At 47.1% G+C, this 16,121-nt stretch carries 14 protein-coding genes; 9 read left to right on the top strand and 5 right to left on the bottom strand.

The genetic code is table 11. The features are described 5' to 3' along the window. Positions 1 to 18 precede the first annotated feature (18 nt). The 3 genes from Q0241_RS12410 to Q0241_RS12400 all read right to left on the bottom strand — a co-directional run bounded on the left by Q0241_RS12410 (position 19) and on the right by Q0241_RS12400 (position 3,703). Positions 19 to 1,395, bottom strand: a complete 1,377-nt coding sequence (locus Q0241_RS12410) for a tryptophanase (RefSeq protein WP_299377826.1) — start codon at positions 1,393 to 1,395, stop codon at positions 19 to 21. 261 nt (positions 1,396 to 1,656) lie between these two features. Beyond that, positions 1,657 to 2,727 (bottom strand): TIGR04552 family protein, encoded by a 1,071-nt coding sequence (locus tag Q0241_RS12405; RefSeq protein WP_299377824.1) that lies wholly within the window; start codon positions 2,725 to 2,727, stop codon positions 1,657 to 1,659. A gap of 403 nt (positions 2,728 to 3,130) precedes the next feature. Further along, positions 3,131 to 3,703 carry a 2OG-Fe(II) oxygenase gene (locus tag Q0241_RS12400; protein WP_299377821.1) on the bottom strand — a complete coding sequence of 191 codons (573 nt, stop codon included), beginning with the start codon at positions 3,701 to 3,703 and terminating at the stop codon, positions 3,131 to 3,133. Positions 3,704 to 4,024: 321 nt separating this feature from the next. Between Q0241_RS12400 and Q0241_RS12395 the strand changes: the two genes are divergently transcribed. From Q0241_RS12395 to Q0241_RS12355, 9 genes are all read left to right on the top strand, one after another. Next, the gene (locus Q0241_RS12395) at positions 4,025 to 5,560 is read left to right on the top strand and encodes a multicopper oxidase family protein (RefSeq protein ID WP_299377818.1); all 1,536 of its coding nucleotides are present in this window, start codon (positions 4,025 to 4,027) and stop codon (positions 5,558 to 5,560) included. A gap of 28 nt (positions 5,561 to 5,588) precedes the next feature. After that, positions 5,589 to 5,927 (top strand): c-type cytochrome, encoded by a 339-nt coding sequence (locus Q0241_RS12390; protein ID WP_299377816.1) that lies wholly within the window; start codon positions 5,589 to 5,591, stop codon positions 5,925 to 5,927. Next, positions 5,924 to 6,655, top strand: coding sequence for a phytochelatin synthase family protein (locus Q0241_RS12385; RefSeq protein WP_299377813.1), 732 nt, complete (start codon positions 5,924 to 5,926; stop codon positions 6,653 to 6,655). Before Q0241_RS12390 ends, Q0241_RS12385 begins: the two co-directional genes overlap by 4 nt. 125 nt (positions 6,656 to 6,780) lie before the next feature. Further along, positions 6,781 to 7,257 carry a hypothetical protein gene (locus Q0241_RS12380; RefSeq protein WP_299377810.1) on the top strand — a complete coding sequence of 159 codons (477 nt, stop codon included), beginning with the start codon at positions 6,781 to 6,783 and terminating at the stop codon, positions 7,255 to 7,257. After that, entirely contained in the window at positions 7,257 to 8,894 is a 1,638-nt protein-coding gene (locus Q0241_RS12375) for a GMC family oxidoreductase (RefSeq protein WP_299377808.1), read from the top strand. Before Q0241_RS12380 ends, Q0241_RS12375 begins: the two co-directional genes overlap by 1 nt. Positions 8,895 to 8,983: 89 nt before the next feature. Further along, entirely contained in the window at positions 8,984 to 10,453 is a 1,470-nt protein-coding gene (locus Q0241_RS12370; RefSeq protein WP_299377806.1) for a hypothetical protein, read from the top strand. A 79-nt stretch (positions 10,454 to 10,532) separates the two neighbouring features. Next, positions 10,533 to 11,426, top strand: coding sequence for a hypothetical protein (locus Q0241_RS12365; RefSeq protein ID WP_299377803.1), 894 nt, complete (start codon positions 10,533 to 10,535; stop codon positions 11,424 to 11,426). Between the two features lie 36 nt (positions 11,427 to 11,462). Beyond that, positions 11,463 to 11,774, top strand: coding sequence for a hypothetical protein (locus Q0241_RS12360; RefSeq protein ID WP_299377801.1), 312 nt, complete (start codon positions 11,463 to 11,465; stop codon positions 11,772 to 11,774). Positions 11,775 to 11,777: 3 nt separating this feature from the next. Then, the gene (locus tag Q0241_RS12355; protein WP_299377799.1) at positions 11,778 to 12,308 is read left to right on the top strand and encodes an L-2-amino-thiazoline-4-carboxylic acid hydrolase; all 531 of its coding nucleotides are present in this window, start codon (positions 11,778 to 11,780) and stop codon (positions 12,306 to 12,308) included. A gap of 112 nt (positions 12,309 to 12,420) precedes the next feature. Here the strand turns inward: Q0241_RS12355 and Q0241_RS12350 are convergent, their stop codons facing one another. Both Q0241_RS12350 and Q0241_RS12345 read right to left on the bottom strand, forming a co-directional pair. Continuing rightward, the gene (locus Q0241_RS12350) at positions 12,421 to 15,159 is read right to left on the bottom strand and encodes a type I secretion C-terminal target domain-containing protein (protein WP_299377796.1); all 2,739 of its coding nucleotides are present in this window, start codon (positions 15,157 to 15,159) and stop codon (positions 12,421 to 12,423) included. 701 nt (positions 15,160 to 15,860) lie between these two features. Continuing rightward, positions 15,861 to 16,121: ankyrin repeat domain-containing protein (locus Q0241_RS12345; RefSeq protein ID WP_299377793.1), on the bottom strand; the 261-nt coding region annotated here is incomplete at its 5' end.

Below are 16,121 nucleotides of genomic sequence, written 5' to 3'. Positions count from 1 at the left end.
AAACTATATTTTCACCTTTTACCCGACCTCTGACAACGGCTTAAAACTGGCTGTAAAGTGGCGCAGCATTTTGGGCTCTTTGGTAATGCGATATCCCGGCAAGGTATCTTTTATGGCCGAGAGCTCTTCAAAAACCTCTACCATATAATCCGCGTGGGATTGCGTATAAACCCGACGAGGAATAGCCAAACGTACCAGATCCATAGCTGCGGGCTTTTCCGTTCCATCAGGGGCACGTCCAAACATGACCGTGCCAATCTCGCACCCTCGGATACCCCCCTGTTCATACAGTGCACAGGCGACGGCCTGTCCGGGGTATTGTAGCGGTGCGATATGGGATAACCAGCGCCGGGCATCAATAAAGACCGCATGTCCACCCGCGGGCTTCACCACGGGCACACCCAATGCATCCAACCGTTCACCGATATATTCATTGGTTCGAATGCGATAGCGTAGATAGTTCTCATCAACAATCTCGGTCAACCCTTGCGCAATCGCATCCAGATCTCGTCCCGCAAGACCGCCATAGGTGGGAAAGCCTTCTGTCATGATCAAACGCGCACGACATTTTTCGGCCAGCTCGTCATCATTAAGCGCAAGCCAGCCCCCTATATTGGCAAAAGCATCTTTTTTTGCCGACATCGTCATGCCATCCGCAAGGGCAAAACAATCACGTACAATTTCCTTGATCGACCGTTTGCCCTGTCCTTCTTCACGCTGCTGAATGAACCAAGCGTTTTCCGCAAAGCGACAACCATCAATAATAAAAGGTTTGCCAAAACGTTTCGCCAGCGCAGCCGTACTGCGAATATTTTCCAAGGATACGGGTTGCCCGCCCCCGGCATTATTGGTGATGGTCAGCATCACACAAGGCACTTTATCGCCATGCTCCCCAAGATAGCCTTCCAGCTTATCCAGATCCATATTGCCCTTAAAGGGATGGATCAACGCCGGATCTTTCCCTTCGGCAATCACAAGGTCTGTCGCCTCGGCACCACTGTTCTCAATATTTCCCCGTGTGGTATCAAAGTGGGTATTCGATGGAATGTACTTCCCCTCGCCCCCCAGAATAGAGAACAGGATCGCCTCGGCCGCACGTCCTTGATGTGTTGGAATGATGTGTTTGAAATCCATCAGGTCCCGCACAGCGGCTTCAAAGCGATAGAATGACGGCGAGCCAGCATAACATTCATCCCCTGCCATCAGGGCGGACCACTGTTGTGATGACATAGCCGATGTCCCGCTGTCAGTTAACAGGTCAATCAACACATCATCAGAATGCAGCTTGAAGAGATTGTATTCAGCCTGTTTCAACAAATCACGCCGTTCTTCAGGCGTGGTCATGCGAATAGGTTCAACAGATTTAATACGAAAGGGTTCTATTATGGTCTTCATCAAAAGGGTTCTCCGCTTTCGCCCCTTTTAGATGCTTTACTCCGCACAAAAACGTACAGAAAAGATAAAGACCGTATCCAATCGGGGCAAAGCGCCGCGGTTGCCTGCTGCTCATCAGCCTGCCGCGCTCAGCGCCCAAATTCATACCTTATAAAATTAACTGGTTTGAAAAAATCTTGCAAATGCGAAGTCATTTTGAAGACAGGATTTTCGCCCCCTACCAGACAACAAGATTCAAGAAGGTAAGAACACCATTCAGAACTAATCAGTCACCCGATTAATTTTGCGGCAGAGGATCCCCAGCACACGATGTCGGGCTGATCTGGTCTGGCGTTGCTTGTATTGCTCGTGCGATGCTGCGCCATTGCGATTGCTCTGATAGCTTTCTTCATCCTGAATCTGAATTTCATAGGGGAAATAAAAACGACGCGGGCTCCCGTCTGTGTCCCTTAACTTGATGCGCTGACGACAAGTGAATTGCAACGCACGATAACTATCCCCACTAAAGGCATTGTCCGTCATTCGTCCCACTTCCTTGGGATACTGCATTTCCTCTAGATCGACGCTTACCTGTGTCAAATCTTCCACGCCTTTCCAGCGCTCTTCAACCCAATCTACATCAATCAAACTATTGCGAGAGCGCGATGGTTTGATATTAGCAAACATCACCACATTCTGATTACGCAAATAACAAAGGACCCGCAAGGCATCCAGCGGATAGCGTGTCACCATGCGAATACCTATCCAGTCAAAAATATCAGCGGCAACGTTTTCAGCCTTATGCAACAGCTTGAGTACCGCAGACTTCCGGGATTTAGACGCACGACTTTCATAGGATACGAGCTCTATATCTCCAATAAATATACCATTGGATGTATAGCGAATGTGCTGTTCAAAGCGGCTAAAGATCTGATCTTGAATTTGGCCATGATAATTTTCATTAAAAAATGACCCACAGTGCGCATAGGTATGCATCACACGCAATAACGCGCAACTCCACCGTGAACGTGCTGTAGCCTCTGGCTCAGATACCCACATTAAAAGATGCAGGATGTTTTCTTGATTGCGCACTTCCGGCAAGATTTCCTCGCCATCTTCCAGTAAAATATCTTCGATAAAATCGATCGCTTCCAGACGGATAGATTCAATCTCTTGTCGATCTTCCAGCTGATCGTAATCATAACCGTAACATTCAAGAAAGGCTTCGGCCTCTTCCAGTGATGTGACCTGTAATCGCGGGGAATCAATAATGGACTGACCATTCAGCACCGTCTTTAACGATGCGCCAGCCCAGAGTTTGAGTTCTTCGTTCATTAAATCAGTATTTCCCATTTGTATCTTACCCGGATATCAAACTGGGTAAGGACGGGTGGGGCAAAACAAACTGACGACACAAGCAAGCTAGTATTCACAATACAAATGCTTACAAGCGGATACTGCTCTAGCCGGTACTCTGGCAAATGAAAGCTAAATAAAGATTAAGTTTGCCTGACAGAATGAAATCGTCCTGCAAGACTTGCTCGAAATGATTTCCTTCAACTGCCCCACCAATGAAGAGGCGTAAGATTAAACGTCCGGTTAAGACCTTTAATTTATCTGGTAATATATCTGGTTTAGAAGAAAGATTCTTCAAGCAAGGTGCGGATCAAAACTCTGTGAGCAATCCCGCCAGAAATCGAACAATCAAATTTTCAAAAAATTAAATCTAAAGGGACTGGCTATCTAAAGGGGTTGGCTATCTAAAGGCTGGCCCATGTACCCACGCCACCAAAGCATAGCGTGTACCTTTTGTCACCGGACGCACCTGATGCTGCAGAAAGCTAGAGAAAATTACAGCTGTTCCCTGATCTTTTTGGGCTACCCAGTCTTTGCCCTCGTTATCGACGCTCAGCTCACCACCATTATAGCTTGCGCCATGACTGAGTTGGATCGAGATGGATAGCTTACGACTGACCGTAGAACCTGATGCACCAATATCCATATGTGCACCATAATGCCCGGCAGGAGCCTTAGGATCTTCAGGCGCATCATACCGGATCACCTGTAAACCTTCTTTGAAATCTTCCAGATCAAACTGGAACCAGTCCTGATTAACTCGCGATACCAGCCCGGCAAGCTTTTTGAAAACCCAAGACGTTTCATCCGTATCATCCAGCCACAAATAGCTGCATTCTCGAAGTGTGCTTTTTACCCCGCCAGCCAACCTAGCATCAGCCACATCGGATGAGGCTTCAAACAAATCAATCAACTCCTGACATTCCCTGGGGGACAGTACTTTTTCCCTCACACAGGGACGGGTCATTTTCATGATAAGGATAGCTCACAAAATTTAAATAAATGCACAATCTTGTTGTGGGTATATCCGTCGTAAAATACAAGGAAAATAATTTAAAAAGCAATTGTATGTTTCTGCTGATCAGTGCATCCTCTGTAAAAAAATAATGACCTATTTCAGGGTACTAAGCGAAAACTGTAACAACTTATAATTACAAAATACAAAGTAACTTCAAATATAAGAATATAAGGATAATAACGAAGACCAACGATTGTGGCAGAGTTGTGATATGCTGCGGGCGTTAACGACACATTAGTATTTTTCGCCTCAATATTATGCTGTCAGGGGAATTAAATGAAAAAAATAAAACGGCGAACGTTTTTGAAAGGGGCTGCCGCCCTTTCAGCTGGTGGTATCGTGCTCAAGGGTATCACGGACAGTGGTTTCAGTTACGCACAGGAAGTTCAAGCCAGTCGCTCGCCACTGGGAATTTCTGATGATCTGCCCAATCCACCCGAACTGCGATCTGTGGACGGCCAGCTCCGCGCAGAAATCTATATGAGCTATAACAAGGTTGAATTGCCCAGTGGCACCGCGCTGTTGCGAAATTTCAACAACAGTCTGCCCGGTCCGACCCTGCGAATTGATCCCGGCGATACACTCGAACTCGCCTTCGAAAACCGTATGCCGGAAAACGCGCCGGATCAGCCGACAGAAGTGAATATTCCCAATCACTTCAACACCACAAACATGCACTATCACGGGTTTCACGTCAGTCCCAAAGGCAACAGCGATAACGTCTATCTGAATATAGAGCCTGATCAGAAATTTAACTATGTTGTTGAAGTGCCAGATGATCACCCTGCGGGCAGTTACTGGTATCACCCACACCGTCATGGATCAGTCTCGGCACAGGTTGCGTCTGGTGCTGCGGGTATGGCTGTCATCACGGGTACATTGGATGATGTGCCGGAAATCAAAGAAGCCGTTGAACGTGTTCTGGTCATTCAGGCACCGATCCCCGGAGTTGATGGCATATTGGATGCCGAAGACCCGATCTGGCCCCTTGATGCGGAACGCGACTTTCTGGTCAACGGCGAATACAAGCCTCGAATTTATATCCGCGAGGGCGAAGTTCAACGCTGGCGTATTCTCCATGCGGGGGATGCCCAATTCTTCCCCTTTAAAATAGACGGGCTGGAGATTTACGAGATCGGCCGTGATGGCAATCCCCTGCCCAAGGCCCAGCGTCGCGAAGAAATTCATATGGCACCAGGAAACCGTGTTGATGTTCTGATTAAGGGCATCAAAGCAGGCGCCTATGAATTACGACGTCCAAAATTTAACCAAGGTAAAGAGCCGCTGCCATCTGTTGAACTTGCGAATATCTTTGTCATCCCCAAAGATGATCCCCGCGTTCCGGCTGGGACGCCCTTTGGCCATGCAATTCCACAAGGCGATTTACCGAAAAATAAAATACTTACCGATATCACCGACGATGAATTGACAGGGCATCGCAAGATCGTTTTGGGCGAAGAGGATGTGAAAGGCTTTTTCGACGACACGCTTTTCACCATTAACGGTGAACCCTTTGATCCGCGTCGGGATGATGTGGTTTCCAAGGTTGGGGCTGTCGAAGAATGGACCTTGATCAATACCACACCCTACCCGCACCCTATCCATATTCATGTGAATCCTTTTCAGGTAATGTCTGTTAACGGTGTGCCTGATCCAAATAAGCCCTGGATGGATACCATCGGTGTGCCCGCAGCAGGGTCCGTGACCTTCAGAACGCGTTTTCTGGATTTTTCCGGTCGCTATGTCATGCACTGCCACATCCTCCCCCACGAGGATACGGGCATGATGATTAATGTGAATATCGAAGCCTAGATCCGCGCAACGAACTGGATAACTGAACATGACGAAATTACGCACAATTTACGCCACCAGTGCCCTTTTGGTTGGCGGCATATTCCTATCACAGGCAGCAATGGCTGATACGTCATCGCCGCCCCCTACTCCCATCCCCGCATCGGGTTCGCAATGCCTTTCCTGTCATGGTGAAGATGGTCGCCCCGCCTTGGCTGATGTGCCAATCATCGCCGGGCAACAGCCGATCTATCTGGCAAATGCCCTGCGCCACTACAAAAACGGACAGCGCACGGGCGGGCAGGCCCTCGTGATGCAGGAAATGGTCAAAGACCTCACTGACAAAGATATTGAAGAACTCGCAAAATGGTTTGGAGAACAGAAATGAGAACGTTCCTATTAAATACAGTTGCCGCTGCCGCCTTTGTTACTCTGTCTCTTACTGGGCCTCTTATTGGCACTGTACAGGCCGATAATACAGCCAAGGTGGACAACAACATCTACTTGACCTCACCACAGGGTGAGCAACTGTTCCGGGATGCCGAAATTCTGACGGATTATCTAAAACTGGCAAGTTATCTGGAAAGCGAACACATCCTGACTTTCTGTGGCCCCGCCTCCATTGCTGGGGTTATGAACTCGCTGGATATTGAACGTCCAGTTCCGCCGCAACTGTATCCTTGGCCTCTGTTCACCCAGACATCAATCTTCACCCCGGAAAACCAAAAGGTGAAATCCTATGCCATGGTTGAACACGAAGGGCTGGAGCTGCCGCAACTGGCCCAATTCTTCATTAATCTAGGGGCAAAGGCTGAGTTTAAACACGCTGATGAGTTCGATGAAAACTGGCTGCGTGAAACCATCACCAAGACACTTGCCGATCCGAACAAACGTTTTGTAGCCAACTATTCGCGCAAGCCTATCGGTCAAATCGGTGGCGGACATATTTCCCCCGTAGCAGCCTATGACGCCGATACAGACCGTGTTCTGGTGATGGACGTTGCCCGCTACAAATACCCACCAGTGTGGCTGACGATTGCTGAACTCTACGCCGCAATGATGGACAAGGATTCCACATCAAACAGAGCACGTGGTGCCGTCATCGTCAGTCAATAGATCGACCCTAGACATAGCTTCTGGGTTAGTATTCCTGGGCTAATACTCATTGGGCAAAAGGTTCAACGAATAGCCAAGAGCCACAAAAAAAGAAGACCTATCAAGAGGTCGTCAGGAGAAGTCATATGAAACTAAGCAGACGCTCTTTACTGGCTTCTGCTGCGCTGATCCCCTTGGCTGGACAGGCACAGGCGTTAAGTCTGGGGTCAGGTTCGCGGGTATTTAGCGAAGCAGTTCGTCAGATTGGTGGTGTGGTTGATATCGCCGATCATATGGTCCGTGCAGTCGAGACAGAATTTCTTGCCGTCTATGGACAGGACGCCATGAACAGCTTCATCCAGCAGGTCGACGGGCGGTCTATAACCGAGGCTCTGATTAACGCTAGTGATGATTTCAAGGAACAAACAAAGCTGATTGCCCGGGTGCTTTACACTGGGGAAATCACGCGCACGGATGATAAAGGCAACAGTACGACAACGGTTCCTTATTACCCTTGGTCACTGGCCTGGTCATCCCTTGCCTTTGCAAAGGCCCCCGGTATTTGTGGTGGACCAAAGTTTGGTCACTGGACGCACGGTCCTCTTCAAGGGGGAGAAATGTAATGACTGAAGAAAACAAAATGAACGCTGATGTCGTTATCATTGGTGCTGGTATGGCCGGGGCGCATCTGGCCCGATCCTTACGCGAAAAAGGCATAGATGTCCTAATCTTGGAAGCTGGCGACAGACGTCCGCGCGGTGACTTCCTCAAGGTGTTTTACGAAAATCCGGTCAAAGGCCCGCAAGCCCCCTACCCAAGTATTCCGTCCGCACCTCACCCAGAAGACAACGGTTACGCTGACTTTTACGTACAAGACAAAGACACGCTAAACGAAAACCTCTTTATCGGGGCTTATCTGCGCATATTTGGCGGAACCACGTGGCACTGGACAGGTTTTGCCGATCGGCTGCGCCCGGCAGACTTTCGTATGAAAAGCTTATACGGCGTCGCAGAGGACTGGCCCATTGATTATGAACTGCTAGAACCCTTTTACGAGGTTGCTGAGAAACGCTGGGGTGTTGCGGGTGACCCCAATCACGTTTGGGGTGCGCCACGAAAAACGCCATACCAAATGCCCCCTATTCCCGAAACCTATCTGGATAAACAGGTCACCAAGGCACTGGCCAAGATGGGCTTACATTCGGCGATTTTCTCTCATGCCCGTAATTCTGTGATCTATGACAATCGTCCAGTTTGCTGTGGCAACAATACTTGTGTGCCAATCTGCCCTATCGGCGCCAAATACGACGCTTCTGTGGATGCACAAAAGGCCGAAGAAGAAGGCGCACGCGTAGAGGTCAACGCCCTTGTCACCTTTATGGAAGTTGATAAAAATCAGAAGATCACACGCGTGAAAGTTCAAAAGCCGGATGGATCAACCTTCTGGGTTGGCGGCAAGGCCTTTGCTCTTTGTGGCCACGCCATCGAAAACCCAAGACTTTTGCTGAACTCAAAACAGGAAACCGCAAACAAAGGCGTTGCCAATTCGTCTGATTCCGTTGGGCGTTATCTGCTAACCCAAGCAAATCAGGACACCACCGGATTTACCCCAGACCCGGTCTTCCCTTATCGCGGACCACAACAGACGTCTGGTCTGGTAGAACGCCGTGATGGTGAGTTCAGAAGCAAGATGGCCGCCATCGGTACGTCCTTTATGAACAACGGCTGGTCAGGAAACAGTGACGCCATCAACATGGCGCATGATCTTATCGATCAAGGCGTCATCGGGGCAGATCTATCAAAACAGATTAACGAAAACGTTTCGCGTCACTTACGTTTGAATTCATCGGCAGAGGTTTTGCCGGATCGAAACAACCGTCTAGAGCTTTCCGATCAAATGGATACCGCTGGCATTCCCAAGCCCAAGATTACCTTCAAGATGGATGACTATACCAAAGAAGGTCTCAAGGTCGGTCTGGACATCAATCTCGAAGTCTTCAAGAACATGGGCGCGACAGAGGTCAAACACAACGATCCTTACCTGTCCAATGCCATTATTGGCGGCACGACACGCATGGGCACTGATGTTAAAACATCTGTGGTCAATGCCGATCTGGTTGCTCATGACCATGATAATCTGTACATCATAGGCTCTAGCAGCCATGTGACGACACCTGTCAATGCACCGTCCCTGACCATTGCTGCGCTTGCCATACGTGCGGCTGGTCATATGGAAAAGAAACTGGCCGAAATGCCATAAATGATAAGATCGCTATGACGAAACAATCACGATGACCAAGCTAGTACTTGCCCCATGAATAAGATTTTAACGGATAAGGTTTTAGCTGAATGAACAAGTTGCTTGGCGTTGTCAGCTTGGCAATTCTTTCCTTTGTCTTCCTCGGGAACGCGTTGAAATCGGTTGTTACCTCTACCGTTTTTGTTTCCGAGGGCGAATTTGCCAGCTTTTTGAATATCTCGGTCGACAAAACCCAAATTTTGGTCGAACTGTTGATCGGTAGCTCAGTCATGGCACTTGCTGTGGCTCCTTTTCTTCTGACCCGTCAACGGGCACAAAAGATCGCCACCATTTCTGCATTGGTTGCCGGGGCCTGTTATGCCTTACTGGGACTGACCATGACAATCGGGCCATCCCTATACGTCCGCGAGTTAATGGTCATCACCACCTTTGCCCTCGGCGGTTTTTTCATCTCGTTCTTTGCCCCCATCGCACAGCTAGCCATCAACGATGTGGATAATGAGCGAGAGCGGGTTTTCCTGACAACGGTCTGGACGTCGGCACAACCTGTCGCCTTTCTGATTACACCACAGTTGGTTAAATACGTTGCGCTGGATATCGGAACTGGTAATTACTTCCTGATTTTTGCCATTTTCCCAATCTTTTACCTGTTTCTCACCCGGACCGTTTTAAAGACGGTCACAGATCAAAGTACCCGTCAAACAGCTAAACAAAACCAACCGCTGGAAAGTGACCGAATTGACTGGCGCACCATTGGCTTTATCATCGTCGCGATTGCAGCATTCGAAGCATGGACCCTGTCCAATTCACTCGCAGGGGTCATCTCGCCCATCAGTCTTTCATTGATGGTAGCATTTTTTGTGATTGCGGGAATTTCCGGCATTTACCTCAAAAGAAGACAACAAAAAACAAAGGCACTCAATAGCTCCACAACATCTATCTCCAAGGGCCTGCCGCCAACAGCGACCTTCTTGCTAATTGGCCTTTTTATTATGGAAATTCCCTCTACAGGTTTTTTTGACGGGGCCTATCTTGTTCGACATCTTTGCGCACCGGGATTGATCGAAGATCGCGCCTCGTTAGGTGCTGCCGCCCAGATTGCAGCCGTCGCCCTTGGCGGCGCACTTTTTGTCCGCTGGCCCCGCATAATGCCCGCCTTGCTCATCCTTGGCATTCTGCTGTTACTCGTCGGATCACTTGGATTTATTCGTTATCCAGACCTGCCCGTTGATGCCGCTTTCTTCTATTCTTCTAAAATGGTTTCGTCAGCGGGCATGGGACTGGTGACGACCATCATCGTTGGTGTTGTCATGGCTGAATGCCGTGGGAACCCGGTTATGGCGCTGTTACCTGCCCTCGTCATCATGTTCGGTACTGAATTTGGCCTTGAGATACTGGAAATCGTTTATCAAGGGGCCAAACTTTATGGCTTGGCAGAAGTCGAAACCTATCGCGCCATCTTTATCGCGCAAGTCATCGTCATTGTTGTTGCCTTGGTCCCCTGTATCGAAGGTTTGTATCTGAAGCATAAGGCTACGCAGGAAACAATTCAGGCTTGATAAACGCTGTTGAGTGACACAATCTGCAAAACACTCAATCTCTCTTCCTGCCTCTACCCCGCGTTAAAGGAAATAATCGATGAAGATTTTATCAATCCTTTGTTTGATAACCGCTGTATTTTGGTCAGCAGTTATTAAGGAGGCTCAAGCAAACCAGCTTGCAGGCGATGTTGAAAACTTTATCGCATCAATAAAGGACGAGATAAAAAAACATCGGGAAGCAGCCGAGTTAATCGAGTACAAGATAAAACTTGAACGACCTAAATATCTTTCACGAAAAGAAAAATTCTTAGCTGGCTACATCGAGGACACCGACAAAAAAACAGTCTGGAACCTATCTACTCATGATCTGGCAATTGATCAAAAACCTGTGGATGATAGCATTGTCTGGAAAGCCACAGTGCTATCCAGTGACCTACATATGGATCATATTGTCAAAGAAGACAACAAAGTATGGCCGCCTCTGCCTAATGTGTTTCCAGTTGATAGCGAACTAAGCATTGTTATGGACAAAAGTGGTGGTTTTAAATCCTATGGCGCAAAACTAAAGTCCGACGACGAAACAGATCTAAACCAGAAACTTGTCAACAATGCATCCTCAATCAACAACTTGTATCTTTTGGCTGGAAGTGAGTTTGTTAATTCAGACGTAAAGTTGGGGGGGCAGATATACCCGCATCCAACTGATCTTGCCGTTGAACTTATGCTGGAAGTAGAGCAAAGAAACTTGGCTGGGACTTTAATCGGGACAGTCCCTTGTAACCAAGTCCGATGTCTTTTTGTTGAGTTTTCACAACGCGTAGAGAGTGAAATGGAAGGCATCTCTGTCATTTCACAGATAAACGGTTTTGTACTATTAGAAGAAAGCACCTTCATCCAACTTAGGATGGGGATGATCTTCAATGAGTATCTAACCACCGCTGATGGCTACCAAAGCATGAAGGGCGCTTTGTTACAGTCTGTCGAAGAATAAAACGAAATTACAATATATACGGATACATTTAGGTCCATGATCGAAGCTTATAAAATCCTTGAAGACACGCCAAAACGTATTACCTACCAATACAATTCTCTTTTGACCTGGGGGATTTTCGTCGCCCTTAGCATTGGTTTAGCCGGGGTTTTTCTCGGGATATTTTTGTTACAGGTACTCTGCGGTATTGCGATGGTGATTTACCTCTATATCGGTTTCACAAAGGTCAATCCCGTTAACAAAAAGGTCCGCGCTGCCCTGCGCGACGGGACCCTTACGATGGAAGGCAGCAAGTATTCCTTTCAGCGTCCCTTATGCCTGACAATCACACACAACAATACAGAGTAATCGATGAGCAAAACAGATTTACCAATTCTGGAACAACGCCGAATAGAAGCAAATATCATCAAGCCAATCTATGATGAAATGATTGCCGAAGTCGGGGTTGAACGGGCGAAGTCAATTTTGAAAAATGCCATTGTTAAAAATGCGATCTCACACGGCAAAGCCTATGCAGACACGCAAGAAAAAGACACATCACTGTTAAGTTTTCATGCCCTGTTGCCACAGTGGATGGCAAATGGTGCGCTAGAAATTGATATCCTACAGGAAAACGAAAACAACGTAGATTATAACGTGACGCGTTGCCGCTTTGCAGAAATGTACGCTGAAATGGGCTTAGGCGAAATCGGTCACATTCTGTCCTGTAGCAGGGATGGCACCTTTTGCACAGGCTATGACCCCAAAATAAAACTGGACCGCAGCCAAACGATTATGGAAGGCGCAAGCCATTGTGACTTTCGCTATCACTACAGCTCAGATGATGGCCCAAATCATAACGGCCCAAGCCACGAAGATCGTGGCGATGACAAGGACACCTAAAAATTAGGCCTTGAAGCAACAGGTTTCCCCATTGCTTCAAGGCTATTACTTACCACCAGATATATCACTGGCACATATCACCGGATATGAGAAACTATTCTGTCTGGAATAATTATCCCAACACATCCAAACTATCTGAATCCAACAACGACTTAATTGCGTCCAGTTCAGAAATACCGCCGTTTAATAGGTTCACATTATCCAGTTCAATCGTAACATTATCGCCACCCGGTAATGCGCCATTACTATCAACGGTAATGGTTGTATCCGACCCATTAGTCGAAACATTAAGATAATCATCCAGTGCAGCAGCAAGTTCAGAATTATCACTTGCAGCAGCCAATGATCCATCATCCAGTAGCAGCTCGCTCAGGTCCAGAACATCGCCCTGTCCAACATTAAAGCCGACAATCGTATCTGTATCACCAGCATCAGCACCAGAGAACTGGTAAGTATCGGCACCTGATCCACCGTTCAGTGTATCATCACCAGCACCACCGATCAGAAGATCGTCGCCGCTTTCACCGGATAGAATATCGTTACCAATACCACCGATCAGCGTGTCGTCACCGTCGCCAGTCCACATTCTGTCGTTGCCAGCGCCACCATCAACGGTGTCATTGCCAGACCCATTATAGCGATCATCAAAAGTATCATTGCCACCACCTAATGAAATTTCGTTATCTGCGGCGCTACCATATACGTAATCGCCGAAATCAGTTGCGACCAGATTATCGATACCTTCAAGGCTATCATCGCTGATCAGTTCTTTAGAAAGCCCGACTTGGCCTTTTATTTCGGCGTTATTCGCACCGCCAGAAGGTGCATTGGCACCACCAACCGGACCACCGTCATAATCTAGAAATGCCTGAATACCCGCAGTTGCGGTTGAATAGTCAGCATTGGCACCATCCACGACCAGACTTAACGTGCTGGATGTTGTATCGCCGTCGCCATCTGTGATTTCATAGGTAAAGACATCTGTGCCTGTACCCTGTTCTTCTGTGGTAAAGCTAACCTGACGCACAAAATAATCAGATGAATCACCGCGACTGCTTCCGCCATTGGCATAGCCAACAGCATCGAACACCAGATACTGGAACTTAACGCCCCCGGTATCAATTGTCGCGGTGCCCACATTGCTGTCGTTATAATCAATTGTCGGGTCGTTTAGAATGCCTGATGCAACCTTGTTGCCATCGGAATCATAGGCCGTCCACTGCCCTTGTTCACCCTGATTTTCTGTTTTATAAAGGTTAGAAACCGTGACCGTGGCTGATGTTGCATCCGCTTGCAGATCAATAACCAACTTTTCGCTTTCACCAGTTACCGCGTCATGATTGATCTGAGTCGGTGCAGGCGATCCACCGGATACACCAATACCGCGACTGCCAAATGTTACATGTGCACCTGTGCTAGCCAAAGCATCAAAATCAGGTGTGTCGCTCATGCCATAGGCATAGAGCTTAACATCGCCCCAATCACTGCTGCGTCCGCCCGTTCCCGAACGTCCAACAGAAAAATCACCACCAGCCTGATAGCCTGTCGCCGTATAGGTATAAGCACCATCTGCGGAAATTTGTAGCGTACCGTTCGTGCCAACGATCTCTGTCACACCATCTGCAGCAACAGCATGTTCTTTACCGTCAAAAGTAACCGATGTAATCGTCCCACCATCAGCACCGACACCGTCGTTATCAAGCACATTACCTGTTACTGATGTATTTGTACCCGTACCCGCCAAGGTTTCACTGTCGGCAACCGCCACAGGAACGTCGTCTTCAATCGTAACGGTAACCGCAGTTTCAAGAACAACCTCGTCACCATCAGTATCAAAAGCCTTAAAAGCACCTGAAATATCAAGATCAAGTGACTGTCCATCATCATTCGCAGGGGTATTCGGCGTATGATCAATTTGATCTTTAAGAGCAAAGTTAAAATCGTCACCATCTTTGGTTAGCTCAAAAATAACGCGCTCACCATCGCCAGAACCTGTGACACCCTGAACAGCAATAACCGTACCCGAACCATCGGTAATGACTTTATAACTAACCGCTTCACCCTGAGATGTTACACCAACCGGGCCAGCGATATTTTCGTTAAAATCAAATCCGCCAAGACCGTCCGTTCCGGCATCAACCGTCGTCGCCAAAGCTTCAGAGGAAATTGTAATCTCAGACGTCTGACCTTGGCCAGATTCAGCATTCGCCCCTTTTAGGGCATCTTCGTGAACTTCGACATTTACAGGCGCCACGTCATTATTAACTGGCACACCGTTCAGCGCAGCCAAGGTTTCTTCGTCGCCATCGTCAAGCAGATTAAAATTAAGTTCGGTACGGCCCAATGTGTCCTGTGCGTCCAATAGATCAACAAGATCACCCGTCTCATCATCATACTGACTGCCACCACCACCTTGTGGACCAGCACCTGCACCCGCAGCTGTTTCCAAAGTGTCTCCGGCGTTCAGTGCCTGTGCCTGACCAATCAGAAGACCTGCGGAAAGTTCAACACCACCGATAATCAGAACTGGTGCATCAGCGCCCTGGGATGCGTCGACAAGATTTTCAAAAACAATACGGCTATCAGATGTACCATCGCCGTTATTATCAAAGGTCAATACAAAGTTATTGCCCTCAATAACCGGGGTTGCACCAGAAGCATCAAAGTTCAGATTGGCTGTTTGACCTTTGCCAAGCGTAATTGTCGATGTCTCGCCCGCGTTCGGTACAGCTACATCAATAACTGTTGCCGCCTGACCCACGAGCTGCTCTTGCCCGATTTCACCAGATACGTCACCTGATACGCCGTCAGTAGATTGGGTAGAGATCACTTCGCTTGCAACTTGTGTCAACACATTCACCATTATCTAAATTTATATCTAAAACTCTTTGTTCTATCCGCCATCTAAAAACAGATCAGCCAAAGAGCTTTTTGCACAGATATAACTTAGCTGAAATTGCAAGTTTTAAGTAGAAAAATATCTAAAAAAACAACACCAATATGTATGATATAAATTTAATAATTATGCTATTTTTATCTTTAATTTTATATAGTTAGAAAAATAAAAAAACAAAAGTAAAACTGTAAAAATCTGTCTGAAACTTAACATCATTATATCTAATTGTTTTGGAAAGCATAACTATTTTAAAATAATAAAGACAAATGAAAAAAGTTCATTTGTCTTTATTAAAAATACTTAAAAACTTAAATTAACACAATATTACGCATAGCATAATTCACTAACTATAAGTTAGTTAATATTATGTTGAACCGTTTTTTGGTTCTGTACTAAATCTTTTTTGAAATTTGGTTCTTCTTGCTCCTTATTTGCTTGCGAAAAAATAAAAGTTGCAACCATGAGCATTAAGACACTTAAAAAAAGCAACCCACTCTTCCCTACCGAAAATTATTGAATACGAATGGGACGAAAGCCAAAGTGCTTATTGTATCATATTTGAAAATAAAGACGCAAGTTCTTTAGAAGAAAATATTTTGAAATGGAGCGTAAATTCGACGGAGTTGAATGTCTAAATTCATTCTGTGTTTCAAAATTTAAAACTGATTCAATCTCTTATTTCTAAGCAGCATGTTCACAATTTCTCGTTGTTCGTAGTCTCTAGCCAGGTCCAGTGCACTTTTGTTGTCCACATCCACCCAGTAGTCGGCGGCACCGAAAAACAGCAACAACCTGACAATGGTCACGTGACCGCCACGCACCGCCAACATCAAAGGCGTCTGGCCGAGGCGGTTGGCGACATTGGCACTGGCGCCGCCCAAGATCAAAGACTCTACCGCCGGTTTACAGCCGACTCT

Source organism: uncultured Kiloniella sp., assembly GCF_937128705.1.
In the GTDB taxonomy this organism is placed as follows: Bacteria; Pseudomonadota; Alphaproteobacteria; order Kiloniellales; family Kiloniellaceae; genus Kiloniella.
The sequence above is the reverse complement of the archived record's forward strand: the minus strand, read 5'-3'. Positions and strand labels throughout refer to the sequence as shown.

Excerpts from the sequence above, each read along its gene's own strand:
- Q0241_RS12410 (WP_299377826.1), bottom strand. The coding sequence starts at position 1,395 with ATGAAGACCATAATAGAACCCTTTCGTATTAAATCTGTTGAACCTATT.
- Q0241_RS12405 (WP_299377824.1), bottom strand. The coding sequence starts at position 2,727 with ATGGGAAATACTGATTTAATGAACGAAGAACTCAAACTCTGGGCTGGC.
- Q0241_RS12400 (WP_299377821.1), bottom strand. The coding sequence starts at position 3,703 with ATGAAAATGACCCGTCCCTGTGTGAGGGAAAAAGTACTGTCCCCCAGG.
- Q0241_RS12395 (WP_299377818.1), top strand. The coding sequence starts at position 4,025 with ATGAAAAAAATAAAACGGCGAACGTTTTTGAAAGGGGCTGCCGCCCTT.
- Q0241_RS12390 (WP_299377816.1), top strand. The coding sequence starts at position 5,589 with ATGACGAAATTACGCACAATTTACGCCACCAGTGCCCTTTTGGTTGGC.
- Q0241_RS12385 (WP_299377813.1), top strand. The coding sequence starts at position 5,924 with ATGAGAACGTTCCTATTAAATACAGTTGCCGCTGCCGCCTTTGTTACT.
- Q0241_RS12380 (WP_299377810.1), top strand. The coding sequence starts at position 6,781 with ATGAAACTAAGCAGACGCTCTTTACTGGCTTCTGCTGCGCTGATCCCC.
- Q0241_RS12375 (WP_299377808.1), top strand. The coding sequence starts at position 7,257 with ATGACTGAAGAAAACAAAATGAACGCTGATGTCGTTATCATTGGTGCT.
- Q0241_RS12370 (WP_299377806.1), top strand. The coding sequence starts at position 8,984 with ATGAACAAGTTGCTTGGCGTTGTCAGCTTGGCAATTCTTTCCTTTGTC.
- Q0241_RS12365 (WP_299377803.1), top strand. The coding sequence starts at position 10,533 with ATGAAGATTTTATCAATCCTTTGTTTGATAACCGCTGTATTTTGGTCA.
- Q0241_RS12360 (WP_299377801.1), top strand. The coding sequence starts at position 11,463 with ATGATCGAAGCTTATAAAATCCTTGAAGACACGCCAAAACGTATTACC.
- Q0241_RS12355 (WP_299377799.1), top strand. The coding sequence starts at position 11,778 with ATGAGCAAAACAGATTTACCAATTCTGGAACAACGCCGAATAGAAGCA.